At 65.4% G+C, this 18909-nt stretch carries 19 protein-coding genes; 5 read left to right on the forward strand and 14 right to left on the reverse strand.

The features are described 5' to 3' along the window. Positions 1-39: 39 nt before the first annotated feature. The 13 genes from GC150_12520 to GC150_12580 all read right to left on the reverse strand — a co-directional run bounded on the left by GC150_12520 (position 40) and on the right by GC150_12580 (position 10086). Complete coding sequence (locus GC150_12520; GenBank protein MBI1385725.1) at positions 40-900, reverse strand: hypothetical protein; 861 nt, start codon at positions 898-900, stop codon at positions 40-42. Continuing rightward, positions 897-1307, reverse strand: coding sequence for a chromosomal replication initiator DnaA (locus GC150_12525; protein ID MBI1385726.1), 411 nt, complete (start codon positions 1305-1307; stop codon positions 897-899). The genes GC150_12520 and GC150_12525 overlap by 4 nt, the downstream gene beginning before the upstream one ends. A 318-nt stretch (positions 1308-1625) precedes the next feature. After that, a complete protein-coding gene (locus GC150_12530) occupies positions 1626-2066 on the reverse strand; it encodes a MucR family transcriptional regulator (GenBank protein MBI1385727.1) in 441 nt (146 codons plus the stop codon). Positions 2067-2522: 456 nt separating this feature from the next. Beyond that, positions 2523-4211, reverse strand: a complete 1689-nt coding sequence (locus tag GC150_12535) for a Na(+)/H(+) antiporter subunit D (GenBank protein ID MBI1385728.1) — start codon at positions 4209-4211, stop codon at positions 2523-2525. Then, complete coding sequence (locus GC150_12540) at positions 4204-4455, reverse strand: hypothetical protein (GenBank protein ID MBI1385729.1); 252 nt, start codon at positions 4453-4455, stop codon at positions 4204-4206. Before GC150_12540 ends, GC150_12535 begins: the two co-directional genes overlap by 8 nt. Beyond that, on the reverse strand, positions 4452-5963 hold the full coding sequence (locus GC150_12545) for a monovalent cation/H+ antiporter subunit D family protein (GenBank protein ID MBI1385730.1): 1512 nt from the start codon (positions 5961-5963) through the stop codon (positions 4452-4454). The genes GC150_12540 and GC150_12545 overlap by 4 nt, the downstream gene beginning before the upstream one ends. Beyond that, positions 5963-7459, reverse strand: coding sequence for a monovalent cation/H+ antiporter subunit D family protein (locus GC150_12550; GenBank protein MBI1385731.1), 1497 nt, complete (start codon positions 7457-7459; stop codon positions 5963-5965). Before GC150_12550 ends, GC150_12545 begins: the two co-directional genes overlap by 1 nt. A 14-nt stretch (positions 7460-7473) precedes the next feature. Next, a complete protein-coding gene (locus tag GC150_12555; protein MBI1385732.1) occupies positions 7474-7842 on the reverse strand; it encodes a Na+/H+ antiporter subunit C in 369 nt (122 codons plus the stop codon). Beyond that, positions 7839-8258 carry a Na(+)/H(+) antiporter subunit B gene (locus GC150_12560; protein MBI1385733.1) on the reverse strand — a complete coding sequence of 140 codons (420 nt, stop codon included), beginning with the start codon at positions 8256-8258 and terminating at the stop codon, positions 7839-7841. Before GC150_12560 ends, GC150_12555 begins: the two co-directional genes overlap by 4 nt. Next, a complete protein-coding gene (locus tag GC150_12565) occupies positions 8255-8953 on the reverse strand; it encodes a DUF4040 domain-containing protein (protein MBI1385734.1) in 699 nt (232 codons plus the stop codon). Before GC150_12565 ends, GC150_12560 begins: the two co-directional genes overlap by 4 nt. A 10-nt stretch (positions 8954-8963) precedes the next feature. After that, entirely contained in the window at positions 8964-9332 is a 369-nt protein-coding gene (locus GC150_12570) for a hypothetical protein (protein MBI1385735.1), read from the reverse strand. Beyond that, complete coding sequence (locus GC150_12575; protein MBI1385736.1) at positions 9332-9613, reverse strand: pH regulation protein F; 282 nt, start codon at positions 9611-9613, stop codon at positions 9332-9334. The genes GC150_12570 and GC150_12575 overlap by 1 nt, the downstream gene beginning before the upstream one ends. Beyond that, positions 9613-10086: a cation transporter gene (locus GC150_12580; GenBank protein MBI1385737.1), complete on the reverse strand. Its 474-nt coding sequence runs from the start codon at positions 10084-10086 to the stop codon at positions 9613-9615. Before GC150_12580 ends, GC150_12575 begins: the two co-directional genes overlap by 1 nt. Before the next feature lie 272 nt (positions 10087-10358). On the opposite strand from GC150_12580, the gene msrB reads away from it, so the two are divergent. The 5 genes from msrB to GC150_12605 all read left to right on the forward strand — a co-directional run bounded on the left by msrB (position 10359) and on the right by GC150_12605 (position 16059). Continuing rightward, positions 10359-10781: a peptide-methionine (R)-S-oxide reductase MsrB gene (gene msrB, locus GC150_12585; protein ID MBI1385738.1), complete on the forward strand. Its 423-nt coding sequence runs from the start codon at positions 10359-10361 to the stop codon at positions 10779-10781. Between the two features lie 211 nt (positions 10782-10992). Beyond that, a complete protein-coding gene (locus GC150_12590; protein ID MBI1385739.1) occupies positions 10993-13119 on the forward strand; it encodes a prolyl oligopeptidase family serine peptidase in 2127 nt (708 codons plus the stop codon). Between the two features lie 124 nt (positions 13120-13243). Beyond that, positions 13244-14482 (forward strand): acyl-CoA dehydrogenase, encoded by a 1239-nt coding sequence (locus tag GC150_12595; GenBank protein MBI1385740.1) that lies wholly within the window; start codon positions 13244-13246, stop codon positions 14480-14482. Between the two features lie 18 nt (positions 14483-14500). After that, complete coding sequence (locus GC150_12600; protein MBI1385741.1) at positions 14501-14893, forward strand: hypothetical protein; 393 nt, start codon at positions 14501-14503, stop codon at positions 14891-14893. 119 nt (positions 14894-15012) lie between these two features. After that, positions 15013-16059 carry an aminotransferase class I/II-fold pyridoxal phosphate-dependent enzyme gene (locus GC150_12605; protein ID MBI1385742.1) on the forward strand — a complete coding sequence of 349 codons (1047 nt, stop codon included), beginning with the start codon at positions 15013-15015 and terminating at the stop codon, positions 16057-16059. A gap of 689 nt (positions 16060-16748) precedes the next feature. Here GC150_12605 and GC150_12610 read toward each other — a convergent pair. Beyond that, positions 16749-18902: a hypothetical protein gene (locus tag GC150_12610; GenBank protein ID MBI1385743.1), complete on the reverse strand. Its 2154-nt coding sequence runs from the start codon at positions 18900-18902 to the stop codon at positions 16749-16751. Between the last annotated feature and the right edge of the window lie 7 nt (positions 18903-18909).

An 18909-nucleotide genomic window follows, 5' to 3' on the forward strand; every position in this document is an offset into this window, starting at 1 on the left:
CGCGAAGGGCCCGGCCAGCGGCTGCCCGGCGGCCACAGCTCAATCGCCGTCGAGCCCCGGGCGGTAGCCGTCGGCACCCCAATGGGTAAAGCGTGGAACGGTCTGGCGCGCCGGTCTCGCGATCCCATAATGCACCGCCAGCATCTGGAGCGCGATCTCGAGGATGTGTTTGCCGGAACGGGGTGACCAGCCCATGCGCCGTTCGACCTCCGCGATGCCGGTCTGCTCGCAACAAACGAGCCGCAAGACCAAAGCAAGGTCCCTGCCCACGGCATCGAGCGCTCGATAAACTCGCTCGCGGGCCGCGAGCACGTCGTCACGCAGATCGCCCGGGTTCGGGGCCGGGCCCCTGCGACCGGAACGGCCGGCGCCGCCCGCCGGCGCCCACGACATCGTCACACGGGGCTCCATGGAGGCGAACGTATAGTCGCGCCGCAACCGCTCGCCGGCCGCGAACGCCTCGTCCGAGATGAACGGCTTGCCGTCCCGGCCGGTGCGGCTCCGCAACCAGGCGAGGGGGCTTTCCATGAGGTTCTCCACCAGCACGTCGGCTTGGCGCGGGCCGACCGGGCGCGACACCTCGACGCGATGCTGGCCGGTGAACCCATCCCCGTCGCACATCCGGCGTTTCAACCAGGCGAGGCCGGCGGGTGATAGGCGCACCCGACCACCGTCACGCGTCAGCACACCCGATGAGAGCGCGGCTTCGACGATCGAGTTCTCGATGTCGAGGGATCGCGACTGCATTTCGCCGTCGGGGCCGTTCGGAACCGCAATGCACCAGCGTGACGTGCCCGGCCCGATGGCCAGGTGCGCGTTTGGGCGGGCAAGCGCCTTGACCAGGGCAAGGAGACCGATTCCGGCGTGCGCCCCGCTTCCGGTCGTCGTTCGCGCGATCATCGGCAGTCCTCTCCCGGAATACCGTGGATGCCGGCCCCGCGCAGGCGGACCATCGCAATGGCTTCCAGGACATCGAGGGCCTGATCGAACGGCGCCTCGTCGCGCCGCAGTTCGATCAAGCGGCAGGCATGGGCGACGGTCGTGCGGTCGCGATCGAAGAGGCGACCGACCTCCGTCAACGTCAGTCCGCAAGTGACGTGCGCAAGATACATCGCAACCTGTCGCGCAAAGGCGATCGGGGCCCGTCCGCGCGTGCGCAAGGCGAGTTCCGCCAAGCCGACGCCGTGGACGCTCGCAACGAGTGCGACGAGCGATGATCCCACCGCGATGCGCACTCCCCGTTGCTCGGCGTCGAGCAAGCCGGGGGCGTGACGAATGGCAGCTACGTGGTCAAGTTGTCGAAGCATTTTTCAACCCTGTCACTGGAGCACTGGCACCAGGACAAGATTAGGCACGATATGGCGTGCGGGGACTGTGACGGGCCTCACAGTGAAATGATGGGTGCCCTCGAGGGTAAATTTCCCCATCCAAACGAAGGGTGGAGGCAAGCCATCGGCCGCCGATCGCTCGCAGAGCAATCGGGAGCCGGGGTTTGGTCCTCGTTCGTGTCACAGCACCTCGGCGCGCACGCGGTTCGCGCAGCTGTGGCTGGCGGTGGGTCGAAGGGCGCGCCGGGTCCTGCGCGCCAGTCCGGAGGTACGGGGGGAGGCAGGAAATGCGGGGCGCTAGACGCGGACGGCCTTGGGGCGACCAGTCTTGCGGCGCTGACCGAGCCCCATCTGCTTTGCCAGCTGGGAACGGGCCCTGGCATAGTTGGGCGCCACCATCGGGTAATCGGCCGGCAAGCCCCACTTCTCGCGATAGTCCTCGGGCGAGAGATCGTAATGCGTGCGCAGGTGCCGCTTGAGCTGCTTGAACTTCTTGCCGTCCTCCAGGCAGATGATGAAATCGGGGGTGACCGATTTCTTGATCGGGACGGCCGGACGAAGCTCCTCGCGGGCCAGCGGCTCGCTTCGATTGGTTGCCCGCGACAAAGCGTCGTGGACTTCGCTGATGAGGCTCGAGACGTCAGTCACGGCAACCGCGTTGTGACTGACGAAGGCAGCCACGATCTCGGCGGTGAGTTCGATCAACTCGTAGCGCTCCTGCGAGTTCGGATCGTCCATTGCGTTACTCCCTTTGCCGCGTACCCCCCGTCATGTCCCACGCCGATCGACCGATCGATGCGCCGGAACACGGCGAGCCCCCTCATGACGAAGCGCTCATCGGGGCCGCCGCCAACCGGTCCCGATCTGTGCATCGTCTTGGTGAATCTGGTCGCGGTCCTCTTCGATAAACATGTTCACTCTGCGCGCGACTGCACCCGCAACAGAAGCGCCCATGCGCTCATCTGTAGCGATACTACGGGTGCCAGATCAACTTTGAATTCGCAGAAACATTAAGCGCATAGCGAGAGTAGTCTTCGAGCTTTCGCCACATTCAGACAGAAGGTTCGGCAGACAACGGGCACTGCATACGATGGGTCACTTGCCCGCCGTGAGCGTTGGATCGCTGTGGAATGGTGCCCAACAAGTATTCGTGAACCTTGTCGCTGGTCACGCGTTGGCCAGCTCGCCGAGGACTCACTGCCAATAGTACGCCAGTAGCGAACCGCCCAGCAGCACCGTGGTCCAGAAGGCCATGCTGCCGGTCGGCCATTGGCGACCGAGCAAGCCATGTGGCCCGTTCTGGCGGGTGAGGGTGTCCAGCGCATAGGAGCCACTCGCTCGCACGACGCCCGAGCCGAACCTCCAGAGTTCGGAGAGCAGCATCCAGAGCGTTGCGGCCACCCATGCTCCGGGGCGACGCCAGAGCCAGTCGAAATCGAGCGTGATCGTCAGCGTGCGCCTCAGCCAGCCGAGCATCAGGAAGAAGGCGAGGCCGGAAAAGAGCAGCAACTGCAGCTGATAGACGATGTGCGATGCCGTGTTGGGCTCGTAGTCCACCGGGTGCGGCAGGAGATCGTAGAGCAGGCGGGGGGCAACGCCCACGGCAATGCAGGCGACCGAGAGCAGCGCCATGACGGCAAGCATGTTGAGCGGCGGCTCGGCCGGGCGAAGGCCGGAATCCCGGTCGAAAAAGACGAACCAGGGAAGCTTCAGACCAGCATAAATCATGGCACCGGCCGAGGCTGCCGCGAGCAGAAACCAAACGGTCGCCAGATGGGCCTCGGCCACGGATGCGGTGATGAGCGATTTGGCGGAAAAGCCCGCCGTGAACGGGAACGCAGCGAGCGAGAGCGCGCCGATCACGGTGAAAAGGCAGGTGAGCGGCATGGTCCGGAACAATCCGCCGAGATCCGTACACTTGCGCTTACCGGTCATCAGCAGCACCGATCCGGCCGCCATGACCAAGAGGGTCTTGTAGAGGATGTGCGCGAAGGCATGGGCTGCCGCGCCGTTGAGCGCCAGTGTCGTGCCGACACCGACGGCCGTTACCATGAAGCCAACGTGATTTACGATGCTGTAGGCGAGAACGCGGCGCACGTCGTTCTCGAGGATCGCAAAGACGATCCCGTAGAACACCATGAAGAGACCGATCGGCACGAGCAGTTCGACCCCCGGAAAGCCGCGGATGAGCGCATACACAGCCGTCTTGGTCGTAAATGCGGAAAGGAAAACCATGCCGCTCCAGGACGCCTCGGGATAGCTGTCGGGCAGCCAGGCCGCGAGCGGTGGGGCGCCGGCGTTGATGAGGATGCCGGCCAGCATGAGCACGCGCGGCCAAGTCGAGATATCGAAGGCCACGAAGGCGATCGAACCCGTCGAGGCCACCTCGCCGGCAATCCCCGCCATGAGCAGGACCCCGCCGAGAAAGTGAATGGCGGCATAGCGCAGGCCCGCCCCGCGCGCCGCAGGACCGCCCGCGAAGACGACGAGCGTCGAGGCGATGGCCATCACTTCCCAGAAAACGAAGAGCGTGATCAGATCACCCGCAAACACCGCCGAAATCGCCGCACCGCCATAAACGAAGGCGGCCGGTATCTCGAGACGGTTCGACTGGCCGAGCGCAAAGACCGCCCCCGTCACGGCCACCAGCGAAAAGACGAGGCCGAACAAACGGCTCAGATCGTCGCCCGCAACGGGGACCAGGGTGTGGCCGAGCCATTGGTGGGTCAGCTGCGGCCCATCGCCGGTCGCGAGCACGAGGAGCACCGAGAGGATCGGGGCGCCGAGCACCAATAGCGGTCTGAGCACGGCCGGCAGCAGCGGCAGCAGCAGGCCGGCGACGATGAGCGGCAGGCCCGGCGGATACGTGTTCGCCTCAATCATCATAATAGGTATCCGGGCGCTTGAGGACGAGGCCGAGAAGCTTCGATCCAGCCACGAGGACGACGCACACGGCAAAGCCGAACCAGGCGCCGAAACCGAAGCCGTCCTCGATGCCGAAATGGTTGTAGTGCTCGACGAAAAGATCGGCGAGCACGGTCAGGGCGAGGAGTGCGGCGAACGCTCCCCAGAGCACGCGCACGGTGCCCGGTCGCACCAACCAGTGATCCTGACGCGGCTCGCTCATCGGCCTTCTCCAACCACGACCATCTGACGTGCCAGTTCGAGAACAGGGTCGGGATAGAAAAAGAGGGCGAGCGTCATGAGCGCGGTCATCGAAATGGCGAACACGATCTGCCAGGGCGCGCCGTGGAATTCATCGGCGCGGGCATGACCAGACGCATGCGCGGCGCCGACGTCGGCGGCGGGGGGCAGGAACGCGGTGTAGATGATCGGGAGGAAATAACAAGCGTTGAGCACCGTGCTCGCCACGATGACGGCAACCGCGAACCATTGCCCGCTGCCAGCCGCCCCCGAAAGGATGAACCACTTGCCGAGAAAGCCGGCCGTCGGCGGCAACCCGATCATACTTATCGCGCCGATCGCGAATGCGCCCATGGTCACAGGCATACGCCGTCCGATGCCACGCATCTGGCTGATCTCGGTGATGTGGGCGGCGGTGTAGACGGAGCCGGCGGCAAAAAAGAGCGTGATCTTGCTGACGGCGTGCGCGGCGATGTGCATGGCGGCGCCAACGGCCGAGATCGGTGTCAGGATGGCGGCCGCCAGGATCACGTAGGAGAGCTGCGAGACCGTCGAATAGGCGAGGCGCTTCTTGAGGTTGTCCTGGTGGAGCGCGATGAGGGAGGCGGTTATCAGCGTGAAGCCGGCGAGCCACACGAGCCACTCGCCCTGACCCGAGGCGGAAAGCGCGTCGAGACCGAAGGTGTAGACCACGACCTTGAGGAGCGTGAAGACGCCGGCCTTGACGACCGCAACGGCGTGCAGCAGCGCCGAGACCGGGGTCGGCGCTACCATCGCGGCCGGCAACCAGAAATGGCCAGGCATCAGGGCGGCCTTGCCGATCCCGAAGGCGAAGAGAAAGAGGAGAAAGCCGAGCGTCGCATAGTCCGCCTTGCCGGCCAGGACACCACCAGCGGTGAAATCCGTGGTTCCGGCGAGCGCATAGGTGAAAATCACGGCCGGCAGCAGCAGGACCACCGACGATCCCATCAGGAGCGCGAGATAGACGCGTCCGGCGGCGACCGCCTCGCTGTTGGCCTTGTGGACGACAAGCGGGTAGGTGGAGATCGTCAGGATCTCGTAGAAGATGAAAAGCGTGACGAGGTTCGCCGAGAGGGCGAGCGCGATGGTTGCTGCAATCGCGATGGCGAAGCAGAGATAGAAAACGGTCTGACGCGGCTCGTCGTTGCCACGCATGTAGCCGATCGAATAGATCGAATTCACGATCCAGAGGCCGCTCGCGATCACCGCGAACAGCATGCCGAGAGGCTCTACGGCGAACGCGATCGAAAAGCCGGGCGCGATCTCTGCGACCTCGAGACCAGGGCGGGCGCCGGCGAGCACACGCCCGGCGAGTTCGACGATCCCGAGAAAAAGCGCTGCGGCCGTCGCGAGCGTCGCGGTCTCGCGCAGATTGCGCTCGAACGAGAACAGCAGAATTAGCAGGCAGCCAAGCGGGGCGACCAGCAGGATCGCGGCGAGCAGCTCGACATCGGAAAGGGAAGCGAGCATCAGGGACCCCTTGCGATCAGCATCTCGGCGGCCGCGCGCGCGAGGTCGGCCCCGTATGTCGCATCGAGACCGAGGGCCACGACCGCGAGCGTCAGGACCGCGAGCGGGACCGTCATGGTCCACGGCGAACTGGCAACCGACGGCTTGCGGTAGGCCATCACCTCCGGCTGCGGGCGCATGAACGCCAGTTCCAGGACGCGCCCGACGTAGAACAGGGAAATCAGCGAAGAGACCATGATGGCGATCACCATCCACCACCAACCCTTCTCTATGGCCCCGAGCGCCAGATACCACTTGGAAACGAAGCCGGCCGTGCCCGGCACACCGACGAGGCTCATGCCCGCGATGGCGAAGGCGAGCAACGTCAGCGGCATCCGCCGGCCGATGCCGGCGAGGTCCTCGAGCCGACAGGTGCGCCACTGCAGGAACACGAAGCCGACGGCGAGGAAGAGGGCGGCTTTCGTGACGGCATGGTTGAGGAGATGCACGAGGCCGCCCGTCAGGCCGTCGAGATTGGCGAGGCCGACCCCGAGCGTCATGTAGCCGATCTGTGAGACGGAGGAATAAGCGAGCAGCCGCTTGATGTCGCTCTGGAAGAACGCCACGATCGAGGCGCCGAAAATGCCGGCGAGCGAGAGCGCTATCAGGATGTCGTTGATCGGGAGGGCCTCGAAGATGCGGCTCGCCGTGAAGACGGAATAGAAATACCGCACCATGAGATAAATCGCGACCTTGGTGGCCGTGGCGGCGAGGAAGGTCGTCGCGAAAGACGGCGCATAGGCATAGGCGCCAGGCAACCAGCTGTGGAGCGGAAAGAGCGCGAGCTTGAGGCCGAGGCCGACGAAGAGGAAGGCGAGGGCGGCGAGAACGGGCGGGGCGAAGCCGAGCGCACCGAGACGCGTCGACACGTCGACCATGTTGAGGCTGCCCGTCAGACTGTAGAGGAAGCCGACACCGATGACATAGAAGGTCGCCCCGATGGTCCCCATGACGAGATACTGGTAGGCCGCGACCAGTGCCCGGCGGTCGCGACCGAGCGCGATCATCGCATAAGCTGAGAGCGAGGAAATCTCGAGGAATACGAACGCGTTGAACGCGTCACCCGTCACCACGATTCCGACCAGGCCACAAAGGCAAAGCAGGTACATGGTGTAGAACCACGCCTGCTTGTGCGATGCGATCTCGCTTTCGACGCTGCGCAGCGCGAAGGGCACCATCACCGCCGATACACCGGTGACGAGGAACAGCAGGAAGGCGGACAGCCGGTCGATCCGGTACTCGATCCCCCACGGCGGTGGCCAGCCACCGAGATGGTAGGAGATCACCTCCCCCCCGGCGACCTTGCCGAGGAGGAGAAACGCCATCACCGCGCACGCCCAGGTGACGAGCAGCGAAACGGCCCATGCGAGATGGCCGCGCGGCAACACGGCGGTCAGCAGCGAGCCGATCAGCGGCGTCACCACAACGAGCGCCGGCAACTGCTCGGCGAGGCCCATGGTCGCGGATGCGTTCATCGATCCTCATCCATCTCAAGGATGCGGTCCTCGTCGATCGATCCGTAACTCTCGTGGATGCGAACGACGAGCGCGAGGCCAAGGGCGATTGTCGCGACACCGACGACGATCGCGGTCAGGATCAGTACGTGCGGCAACGGGTTGGAATAGACCGCGAACCGTGGATCGAGGATTGGCGCCGTACCGCCGAGGATCTTGCCCGGTGAAATGTAGAGGAGAAAGACGGAGGTCTGGAACAACGCGACGCCAACGAGCTTCTTGATGAGGTTGTCCTTGGCGATGACAATGTAGAGCCCGGCCACCATGAGGAAGATGGTGATCCAGTGATTGTAGTGGGCGATGAATTCGGAAAGCAAAGGGTTCATCGGCCACGCCCCGCAAAGAGATAGAAAAGCGCCGCCATGGTCGAAGCGACCGTGACGAGAACACCGAGTTCGACGAGGATGATGCCGATGTGCTGGCCGTGCGCCGGATCGTGGCTGTCGAGAACGGAATAGTTGAGGAACTGGCCACCGAGAAGCATCCCGGCGACGCCGACCCCGGCAAAGATCAGAACGCCGAGCGGCGCAAGCACGGCCAGAACGCGCAGCGGCACCACGCGCTGGACGGCATCGAGACCGAAAATGAGCGCATAGAGGATGAGGGTCGCCGCCACGATCACACCGGCCTGGAAGCCACCGCCAGGTCCAAAGTCGCCGTGGAACTGCACATAGAGCGCGAAAATCAGCATGAATGGCATGAGGAGCTTGGCGACGACGCGCAGGATGATGTCGAGCTTCATTTGCGATGCCCCTTGCCGCGCGCGTGCTGTGGCCGGCGCTTGGTTGCGGCTGCGCCGCCCTCGGCGCGCGGCTTCAAGTCGTCGGTGAAGAGGCGCGGAATGCCGCGCGTGGCTTCCGCCTTGACATCGTCGGGCAGAGCCTCGCCCTCGTCATCGGCGGTTCGGGCGCCGGGGCGCCGCATGCCGGTCAGCAACATGAAAACGCCAATGCCCGCGGTGAAGACGACAGCCACCTCGCCGAGCGTATCCATGCCACGGTAGCTCGCCAGAATCGACGTCACGACGTTGGGCACCGTCGTCTCCTCGATGGACTTGGCGAGGTATCGGTCGGCGACGTGTTTGTGGATCGGCGCGTCGGCGGTGCCAAACTCCGGCAGGCCGAGCGTGGCGTAGATCAGAACGCCCGCGGTGACCAGCGCGAGGGTCAGCGCCACGCCCCCCGAGTGCAGCGGACCGGCCGAGCGCGCGCTCGTGAGGTAGAGGGCACTGAGGAACAGTACGGTCGACATGCCGGCGCCGACGGCCGCCTCGGTCATCGCGACATCGACGGCATCGAGCACCACGAACACGCTCGCCATGAGGAAACTATAGATGCCGGCGAGGATGACGACGCCGAACAGGTCCTTCATGCGCATGATGGCCAGAGTGACGATGGCCATCAGGGTCAGGAGGATCATGTTGATGAAGGCTTCCATGCCGCCTCCCTCAGCGCCGTGCAGCCGGCTTGCCGGCGCGCTGATGGCGCGGATCGGCGAGCTTCAGCGAATCGTCGGAGACCCGCGGCCTCAGCCCGGCATAAAGCGCGGCGCGCGCCAGGGCATGGCTCGCAACCGGGCTCGTGAAAAAGAACAGCAGGAGAAGAACGAGCAACTTCAGAGAGATCAGGGTGAATCCGGACTCCAACACCAAGCCGGCGATGATGAGCGCGGCGCCGAGCGTGTCGATCATGCCGGCCGCGTGCATGCGGGTGAACATGTCCGGCATGCGGATGATCCCGATCGCGCCGGTGACAACGAAGAACGAGCCGAGCCCGAGGAGGCTGGCCGTTGCGATTTCCCGGGCCAGCTCCAGCATCAAGCCTCGTCCTCCGTCCCGCTGCCGCCGAGCGTGCCGTAGCGCCAGTATTTGAGGACCGCCAGCGTACCAACCAGGTTCAAGAGACCATAGGTGATGCCGATGTCCAGGAAATCCGGCCGTCCGGTCATGAAGCCGAACACTGCAAGGAGGAGAATGGCGAGGGTGCCGATGGTGTTGGCGGCGAGTACCCGGTCGAAAACCGTCGGGCCGCGCAGCGCGCGAACCAAGGCAAGAGCGAGGGCAACGAGAATTGCCGTGGCGACCGCGGCGAACATCATCAGCTCCCCTCGAAGGATTTGACGCGCCTGTCCATGGAACCGGCGACGACGTCTTCGGCGCCCTCCTTGGTCAAGGCATGCACCGTGAGCGACTGGCCGGCGATGCCGACCGTGACCGTTCCCGGCGTCAGGGTGATGGAGTTGCCATAGGTGCAGAGACCGACGGCGGTGCGCTGATGGCCCTCGACCTCGACCATCCTCGGTGAGATGGGCAGCGACGGGGACCAGATGATGCGGGCGACCGAGACGCTGGATTTGGCGATTTCCCAAGCGAGCCAGGGCCAATAGGTCATGGCGCCCCAGGCAAATCCGATCGGGTGGCCTTCATCGTCGATGAGGCCCATGCGGCTGGTCAACGCCACGACGCCCAGGACCGATAGCGCGCCGAGCGCCAACAGCATGGGTGTATAGTGGCCGGAAAGCAGCAGCCAGAAGACCGAAAGAAAGAAAGCCAGGCTCGCGAGCCGCATCATTCCCCCGAATTCAAAGGCCCGCGGCGAGTCCCACTCCGGATGCCCTCACCAAGTGCCACGGTTCTATTACAATCGCGCCCAATATCAAGGCCGTTCGCGGTCCAAGAGCATGTTCGAGGCAGGCGTATGCGCTGCTCCCGACGACGGGGCCTAGGAAGGCGCTGCGCCAACGACTATCCTGTCCGTCAAGTCGTCGCTGCGAGTGACCTGCCCCGGTGCTCGACGAGCCGCCATTCCCCAGGCGCAGCGAGCCGTGCAGATGTGGAGCCGAGATGAGCAAGCCGCAAGAGACACAGCGCCCGCGCGTCCAGAAATCGGACGACGAATGGAAGGCGCAATTGACGAGCGAGCAGTACCGCGTCGCGCGCAAGCATGGCACCGAACGTGCCTTCAGCCACGCGTATCACGCCCACAAGGACGCCGGCATCTACAAGTGCGTGTGCTGCGGCTCACCGCTGTTCGATGCAGAGGCCAAGTTCGATTCCGGCACCGGTTGGCCGAGCTATTTCGAGCCGGTCAGCCCCGATGCCGTGACGGAGCACGTGGACCGCAGTTGGCTGATGGTGCGAACCGAGGTGCGCTGCGCGACATGCGATGCCCATCTCGGTCACGTCTTTCCGGATGGACCCGAGCCGACCGGTCTCAGATACTGCATGAACGGGGTTGCACTCGACTTCGAGCCATCGCAGGACTGACCTGCCGATCGGCCGCCCGAGCGGGTGGCCTCCCGGCTCCACTCCCTAGCGAGACGCGGCGGTGCGACCGGCCCGCGTCATCGATCCTCGGCGAACGCACCATACAAGCCCCCTCTAGAGGGAGGCTGCGTTGCCGTTGGTTCGCACAGGGGCGCGCAACGCTCGGACATGCTCCCGCCCGCGCGCCGAAAATGATTGGAAAGGACACACCATGGCGCTCACCCGCAGCACCCATCAGCCACCGGCGCCGGATCGCATCGAGGTCCGGCTCGAAGCCCACGGTCGCAGGCGCGCGGACGAGTATGCCTGGATGCGGGCGGAGAACTGGCAGCAGGTGATGCGTGATCCGGCAACGCTCGCCGAACCGATCCGTGCCCATCTCGAGGCCGAAAACGCCTACGCCGACGCTGTCCTCGCCGACACCGCCGAGTTGCAGGAAACGTTGCTCGCCGAAATGCGCGGTCGCATCAAGGAAGACGATTCGAGCGTACCGACGCCGCACGGTCCCTACGCCTACAGCGTGCGCCACGTGCAGGGCGGGGAGTATCCGTTGGTCTGCCGTTCGGCCCGTGACGGCGGCGGCGACGAGGTTCTGCTCGACGGCAACGCCATGGCCGAGGGATGCGACTTCTTCAATCTCGGCGCGGCCGAGCACTCGCCCGACCACCGGTTGCTGGCCTATGCCGTCGACCTCGCGGGGTCGGAATTCTACACCATACGAATCAAGGATCTCGTGAGCGGAACGACGCTCGCGGACAGCATCGCGAATGCATCCGGCGGGATGGTCTGGGCGGCCGACTCGAGCACGCTGTTCTACACCCTCCTCGACGACAACCACCGCTCCTACGCCGTCATGCGTCATCGTGTCGGGACACCGTCCGACGACGACGTAGAGGTCTACCGGGACGATGACCCGGCATACTTCGTCAGTGTTTCCTCGACGCTCAGCGGTGCCCACATCGTCATCCGTTCGAACGACCACGAGACCGTCGAGCTGCACGTCGTCGACGCCCTCGCCCCCGAGACGGCCCCGCGCCTCGTTTCGGCCCGCCGCAGTGGCCACGAATACGGCCTCGAACACGTCGGCGACCGCTTCGTGATCCTGACGAACAACCAGGGTGCCGAGGATTTCAGGATCGTCACCGCGCCGGTCGACGCGCCCGGCGAGGAGCACTGGGAGGAGATCGAGCCACACCGACCTGGACGCCTCATTCTCGATGTGACTGCCTTTGCCGGCCATCTCGTTCGGCTCGAACGCGAAAGCGGGCTGCCGCGCATCGTCATTCGCGAAGGGCTGACGGGCGCCGAGCATGCCATCGCGTTCGACGAGGAGGCCTATGGGCTCGGGATGTCGCCTGGCTACGAGCACCAGACGACGACGCTGCGCTTCAGCTACTCGTCCCTGACCACGCCGGCCCAAGTGTTCGACTACGACATGGTCACGCGCGCCCGCGTGCTGCGAAAGACGCAGGAGGTTCCCTCAGGGCACGACCCCAGCCACTACATCGCGCGGCGGATCATGGCGACAGCACCCGATGGCGAGAGCGTGCCGATCTCGCTCTTCCACCACCGCGATACGCCCATCGACGGCACCGCTCCGGTGCACCTCTACGGTTATGGCTCCTACGGGATCTCGATCCCGGCCGCGTTCAACACCAACCGGCTCAGCCTCGCCGACCGGGGCATCATCTGCGCCATCGCGCACGTGCGCGGCGGAAAGGACAAGGGCTATGCGTGGTATCGCCAGGGCAAACGCGAGCACAAGGTGAACACCTTCACCGACTTCGTCGCCGCCGCCGAGCATCTCATCGCTGCAGGCTACACCGGGAAGGGACGCATCGTTGCCGAAGGCGGCTCGGCGGGAGGGCTCCTCATCGGTGCGGTCGCGAACCGAGCGCCGGAGCTCTTTGCCGGGATGGTCGCGTTCGTGCCGTTCGTCGACGTGCTCAATACCATCCTCGATGCGAGCCTGCCGCTGACGCCGCCGGAGTGGACCGAGTGGGGCAACCCGATCGAGTCGGCCGAGGCGTACGACCTCATCGCCTCCTATTCGCCCTACGACAACGTCGCACCAAGGCCCTATCCGCCGATCCTGGCCATTGCCGGCCTCACCGATCCCCGCGTCACCTACTGGGAGCCGGCCAAGTGGATCGCCCGCCTCAGGGCGCACTCGACGAGCGGCCAACCGATGTTGATGCGCATGAACATGTCGGCAGGTCACGCTGGCGCGCCCGGTCGATTCGAGCGGTTGCGCGAGTTCGCACTCGCCTATGCCTTCACCATCCGGGTGACGGGTGCGCACAATCCGGCGGACAAGGCCGAGGCGGCCTCGACTTGATCGGCCGGCGCCGCTTGCCGCCAACGAGCCGCGAGTGGCATGCTGGTGGAGAGACCATGGTGCCGACGACCCGGACCGATCATCGAAAGCAGTCGGGCGGCCCACGCGACAACGGAGCAGCGAGATGATCGTATTGACGGACGCCAACCTGAAAAACCCGAGCTCGCGCCCGGAGCTGGCCGCATTCGACTGGGAGGACCCGTTCGGGCTCGAGGCGCAACTGACCGAGGAGGAGCGGCTGGTGCGCGACGCGGCGCGCCAGTTCTGCGAGCACGCGCTCGCGCCACGCATCAAGGAGGCCTTCCGCAACGAAACCTTCGATCGCGCGATCATGACCGAGATGGGCGACATGGGTCTGCTCGGTGTGACGCTACCGGAGGTCTACGGCGGCTCCGACCAGGGTTATGTCGCCTATGGTCTCGTTGCCCGCGAGGTGGAGCGGATCGATTCCGGCTATCGCTCTGCGATGAGCGTGCAGTCGAGCCTGGTCATCTATCCGATCTATGCCTATGGCTCCCAGGAACAACGCGAGCGCTTCCTGCCGGGGCTGGCGAGCGGGGAACTGGTCGGCTGCTTCGGTCTGACGGAACCCGATGCCGGATCGGATCCCGCCGGCATGAAGACGCGGGCGGTTCGGACGGATGGCGGCTACCGCCTCTCGGGATCGAAAATGTGGATCTCGAACTCGCCAGTCGCGGACATCGCGGTAGTCTGGGCCAAGCTCAAGGACGAGGGAACGGGGCGCGAGGAAATCCGAGGCTTCATCCTCGAGCGCGGGATGGCGGGCTTCTCGACACCGAAGATCGAGGGAAAAGTATCCCTTCGGGCGTCGGTCACGGGCGAGATCGTGCTCGACAACGTCGAGGTTCCGGAGGCAAATCTGCTGCCGGGCGTCAAGGGGCTCAAGGGGCCGTTCGGATGCCTCAACCGGGCCCGCTACGGCATCGCGTGGGGAGCCATGGGCGCGGCGGAGTTCTGCTGGCTCGCGGCGCGCCAGTACACGCTCGATCGCAAGCAATTCGGACGACCGCTCGCGCAGAACCAGCTCATCCAGAAGAAGCTCGCGGACATGCAGACCGAAATCGCGCTCGGCCTGCAGGGGGCACTCCGGCTCGGGCGGATGATGGACGAGGGCATCGCATCGCCGGAACTGATCAGCCTCATGAAGCGCAACAACTGCGGCAAGGCGCTCGACATCGCCCGCATGGCGCGCGACATGCATGGGGGAAACGGCATTTCGGACGAATATCACGTCATCCGGCATGCCGTGAACCTCGAGACGGTCAACACCTACGAGGGGACCCACGACATCCATGCGCTCATCCTCGGGCGGGCGCAGACGGGCCTCCAGGCGTTCTTTTGATCCGGGCCAGCCAAGGCAATGCGCCGTGTCATCGCGTACGGCCTGATCGTCTTTGCCGCCGGCTTCTGCCTGGGCGCCCTGCGGGAATTGGCGCTCGCGCCGCTTTTTGGAGCGCAGGCGGCACACTGGATCGAGTTCCCGCTGATGCTGATCGCCGTGTGGCTCATCGCACGGTGGATCTTCGGCGAGACGACGGAGGGGCATGGTCCAGGCCGGCTTGCCGAGGGCGCCCTCGCCGTGCTGCTACTGGTGGTTCTCGAGAGCGGCCTTGCGATCCTCGTGCTCGGCCTGCCCCTCGACGTCTATCTGACGAGCTACGATGTGCGCCGAGGCGCGCTGTTTCCATTCGGGCTCGCCTTCATGGCACTCGCTCCATTGCTCTTCGGGAACAGGGCCCGCAGGCTGCCATGACCATCCCGGCCTGACGAACCGCCGGCAGTGGTCCGGGTCATTGGGGGCGGTCGGAACACGGCTGCGCACCGCCCCACAACGACGGACGAAATTCATTCAACAACTGCAAAGGACGAGCGATGATCGACCTCAGGAGTGACACGACCTCGCGGCCGACCGCGGCGATGCGCGAGGCGATCGCGCGTGCCGAGGTCGGCGACGACGTCTTCAGCGACGACCCGACCGTGAACCGGCTCGAAGCGGAGACCGCACGGCTGGTCGGAAAGGAGGCCGCACTTTTCGTTCCTTCCGGCACCATGGCCAACCAGATCGCCCTGCGCCTCCACCTTCGGCCGGGCCAGTTCGTCGCGGCGGAGACCGGTTCGCACGTGCTGCGCGTCGAAGCGGGAGCAACGGCTGGCGTCTCGGGCGTGGCGGCGATCGCCATTGCCGGCGAGGCAGGAAAATTCACTCCGGAGCAACTCGAGTCGGCACTGCCGATCCGGCACCCCGAGATGCGGCTGCTCGATCATTATCGTCCCGGACTGGTCTGGATGGAGAACACCCACAACGCCGGCGGCGGAACCGTCTGGCGCCCCGACACGACCGCCGCCGTCGCCGAGGTCGCGCGCCGGGAGGGGTGCCGCCTCCATCTCGATGGCGCCCGACTCTGGAACGCGGCCGTCGCCCTCGGGCTCACCGAGGCCGAACTCGCCGCCCCGTTCGATACGGTGAGCGTTTGCTTTTCCAAGGGACTCGGCGCGCCGGTCGGCTCGGCCATCGCGGGCTCGCGCGACCTCATCGCCCGCGCGCGCGGCATCCGTTCGCAGTTCGGCGGGGGCATGCGTCAGGCCGGCATCCTGGCCGCCGCCGCGCTCCATGCCCTCGAGAACCACCGCGCCCGTCTCGCCGAGGACCACGCCAATGCGCTTGCATTCGCGCGAGGCATCGCCGACGCACCGGGGATCAAGGTCGAGCCCGCCGGCGTGGAGACGAATATCGTGCGCATCGACCTCGAGACGATCGATGCCGGGACATTCGTCGACGCGCTTGCGGCCGAGGGCGTGCGCATGCTGCCGCTCGGCCGGCGCCTCGCGAGGGCGGTCACCTGCCTCGATGTCTCGCGCAACGAGGCCGAGGAAGCAGCGGACATCACACGCCGCGTGGCAGAGCGGTTGGCGCGGTGAACGCATGGGCCGCGCTGCCGTCGATCCTTCGGGACATCGCAAGGAAAGGAAAAGGCCGGCGCTTGGCCGGCCTTCCATCGTTCTGGCCCGGAGCCGGCGAGCCGGCCGTCGTTCGGGCTGACGCTCACACGCGACTAGTGGGAGGATGCAAATTCGAGCGTCGCCACAAGAGGTGATCCACATGCGAAAGATCCGGACGACGTCCCGTCAAGGGAACCGACGTCCCGGCGCACCGACGTGTACAAAGGGTCATGTGCAATCGTTTCAGCATATGCCGCTCCATTTCTGGCGGTAGTGATGCCTGCGACCTGCGTTTCCGCCGGACCTGACCACGCATGGAGAGAAATCCGGTGAACGCCAGCGCGTCCGCCAGAGATCCGGCCCATTGGTCCAGTCGCCTGATCGATTGATACGGGGTCCGCATGGGGAACATGCGGTGCCTGCCGGAAGCAGATCACGTCTCGAAGCCGTGGCAGCCGGCCCCAGCAGGCGTGAGGTGTCATGCGCCTTCACCCCAGATGGGCGCCGCAGATGACGACACCCCTGCAGGCCCCCAAGTCAACCTGCGTGCTCCAGGTTCGGCTGATTTGCTCCGCCGGGCAAGGCCGTGCAGAGGATCGATACGATGTGCCCGCGCTCGCGTGTCCTCGCAGCAACGAGGAGTTGCGATGGCAATGCAATCGGTTGCTTCAGGACGTGAGCCCCGAAATGCCGGCAAGAAGGAACGCCGAGAACAGGTAGCCGACGAGTTGATAGAGATAGAGAGCGTACCTTGCCAGCGGGTCGTCGAGTTCGAATCCGTAATGCGCGTCGCGGAGTTTTATGAAGGGCACGAACATGTCGACGGCATAAAAGAGCCCGGGGCGCACGTACTCGCTCTCACTCTGGCCGGTGCGCACGCGGTAGACCTTGCCCGCCTCGCGCCAGCGAAGGATGAGGACGAAAAGAATGACCGTGCCGATGATCCAGGTGACGATCTTCAGCGGTCGGTGGCCGAAGTCGATCAGAACCCCGTAGAGGCGCAGAATCTGCACCTTCGACCACGACCAGAGATACCGAGCGGCCTGATCCGCCATCAGGGATGTAGCGGCAAAGTCCCCCATGGCCGCGCGGGCGGACTCGATCGCACCATTCTCAGGGAAGATCGCGCGGGGCGCCGCCTCCACCAGTTCGCGCAGCCGCAGGCCCGCGAGCGCCACCTCGATCTCCGTCGCGTCGCGGCCGATACTGCGCAGCACCTGGACGACCTGCCCATAGCTCTGGGCGGAATGAATTCCATTGCGCTCCAGCCATGACACCAGGGCCTCGTCGCTCGGCGGCCTGAACATCACCAGACCGCCCGAGGCGGTGGACCCGGTGATTTCGGGCTCGAGTTCACAGCTCGAGCGCCCGTCGATCATGCGGTCGAAGGCGACATCATGGAACTGGAATGTCGTCGGCCAAGCCGCAAGTTCGCTGACGATGCTGCGGGTCTCCATGCCGACCATCTGCCAGAGCGCGTTCGGCCCATCACGCAGGAAGCCGCCGTCGCCGGCGCGCTCGGACCAGTTGAGGACGATGGCCCCTTCGCTGCGCACGCCGTTGAGCATGACGCGGAACGGCTCGGCCTCGCGCCAGCCATCGCCAGCGCCGGCCCCGCTACGATCGCCATAGACGTTGCGCAGGCAGAGCGTCCCGCGCACCCGTTGCTCGTTGAGTTTCAAATAGCCGAAAAGGGGCCGCCCATCGCGCGTGCGACAATCGCCGTAACGCCACTCTCCCTCGCCCTCGTCTCGCATGCGGGCGCGCAGGAAGTCTTCCACGCGATCGCGTTCTCTCGGCGAAAGACCCGTGAGCCAGCTCGGCCAGTCGCCCTTGCCAAGCGACCAGGTGAAGATGTCGCCCTCACGGCCGGAAAAGCGCATCCCGTCGATCACGAGATCGCCCTCGATCGTGTTGCCGACCAGCGTGGCGCCGCAGCGCGCCTGTGTGCCATGCAGCGAAACATCGGCGCCGATCGTGGCGTGCTTCATCGTGAGGTGGGAGAGCATGGCGTCGCCGAAATCGAGGCGACCGGTGATGCGCGCGCGCGCAAGGGTGGCAAAGAGGTAGACGAACGCGTTTCGGGCAACCAGGCTCGAGTCGACGACGAGGTCCTGGCTGACGAGACTGCCGATGGCGCTGCCGGAAAGGAACAGCGAGCCCTCGATGCGGGTCCGCCGGAGGCTCAACGTCTGGGCGATGTTGGCAGCCTCGATGGAGAGGTTCTTGGTGGTCCGGAAATTCTGGAAGCCGACCGGACCGTGGAAATACGACTTGTCGAGCACCAGGTTGATGTCGGTATGGACGTTCTCGAGGTCGAAGCGGTCGCAGAACACGGCATTCGAAATGCGGATGCCGATCGGCTTGACGTGCTCGCGGTAGGTCGCCTCGGTCATGATCGTGGCCAGGAACGAGGAGCGCAGACGAGCGGCGACCTGCGGTTCGTGAGGCAGCCAGTCGAAGGTGCGGTCGCAGAGCGCCCGCCGGAAGATCATCGGCGGGGAGCCGCGCCTCGGCGCCACGCAGCGGCCGGCATAGAGGTCAGCCTCCAACCCTTTGGAAATACACGACCACGCCAGCCGCTCGCCGGCCAGCCAGTCGGAGGCGGGGGGCGGCGGCGCGCCGGCCTTGGCCGACAGGCTGGAGAGGAGCGCCACGATCAGAAGGAGCGGTACCGCGAAGGACCTCAGCCCGGCAGATTGCGTCCGATGGCGCAATACGAGGCGGCAAACCGCCACGACGCCGCGCGCCAGCAGACTCGGCCCATCCGACGCCGCTGAAGTACGGCCAATAGCCAATGGCAGATACGCGGTGCCCGGCATCGAAACT

The organism is Hyphomicrobiales bacterium, from assembly GCA_016125495.1.
GTDB lineage: Bacteria > Pseudomonadota > Alphaproteobacteria > Rhizobiales > RI-29 > RI-29.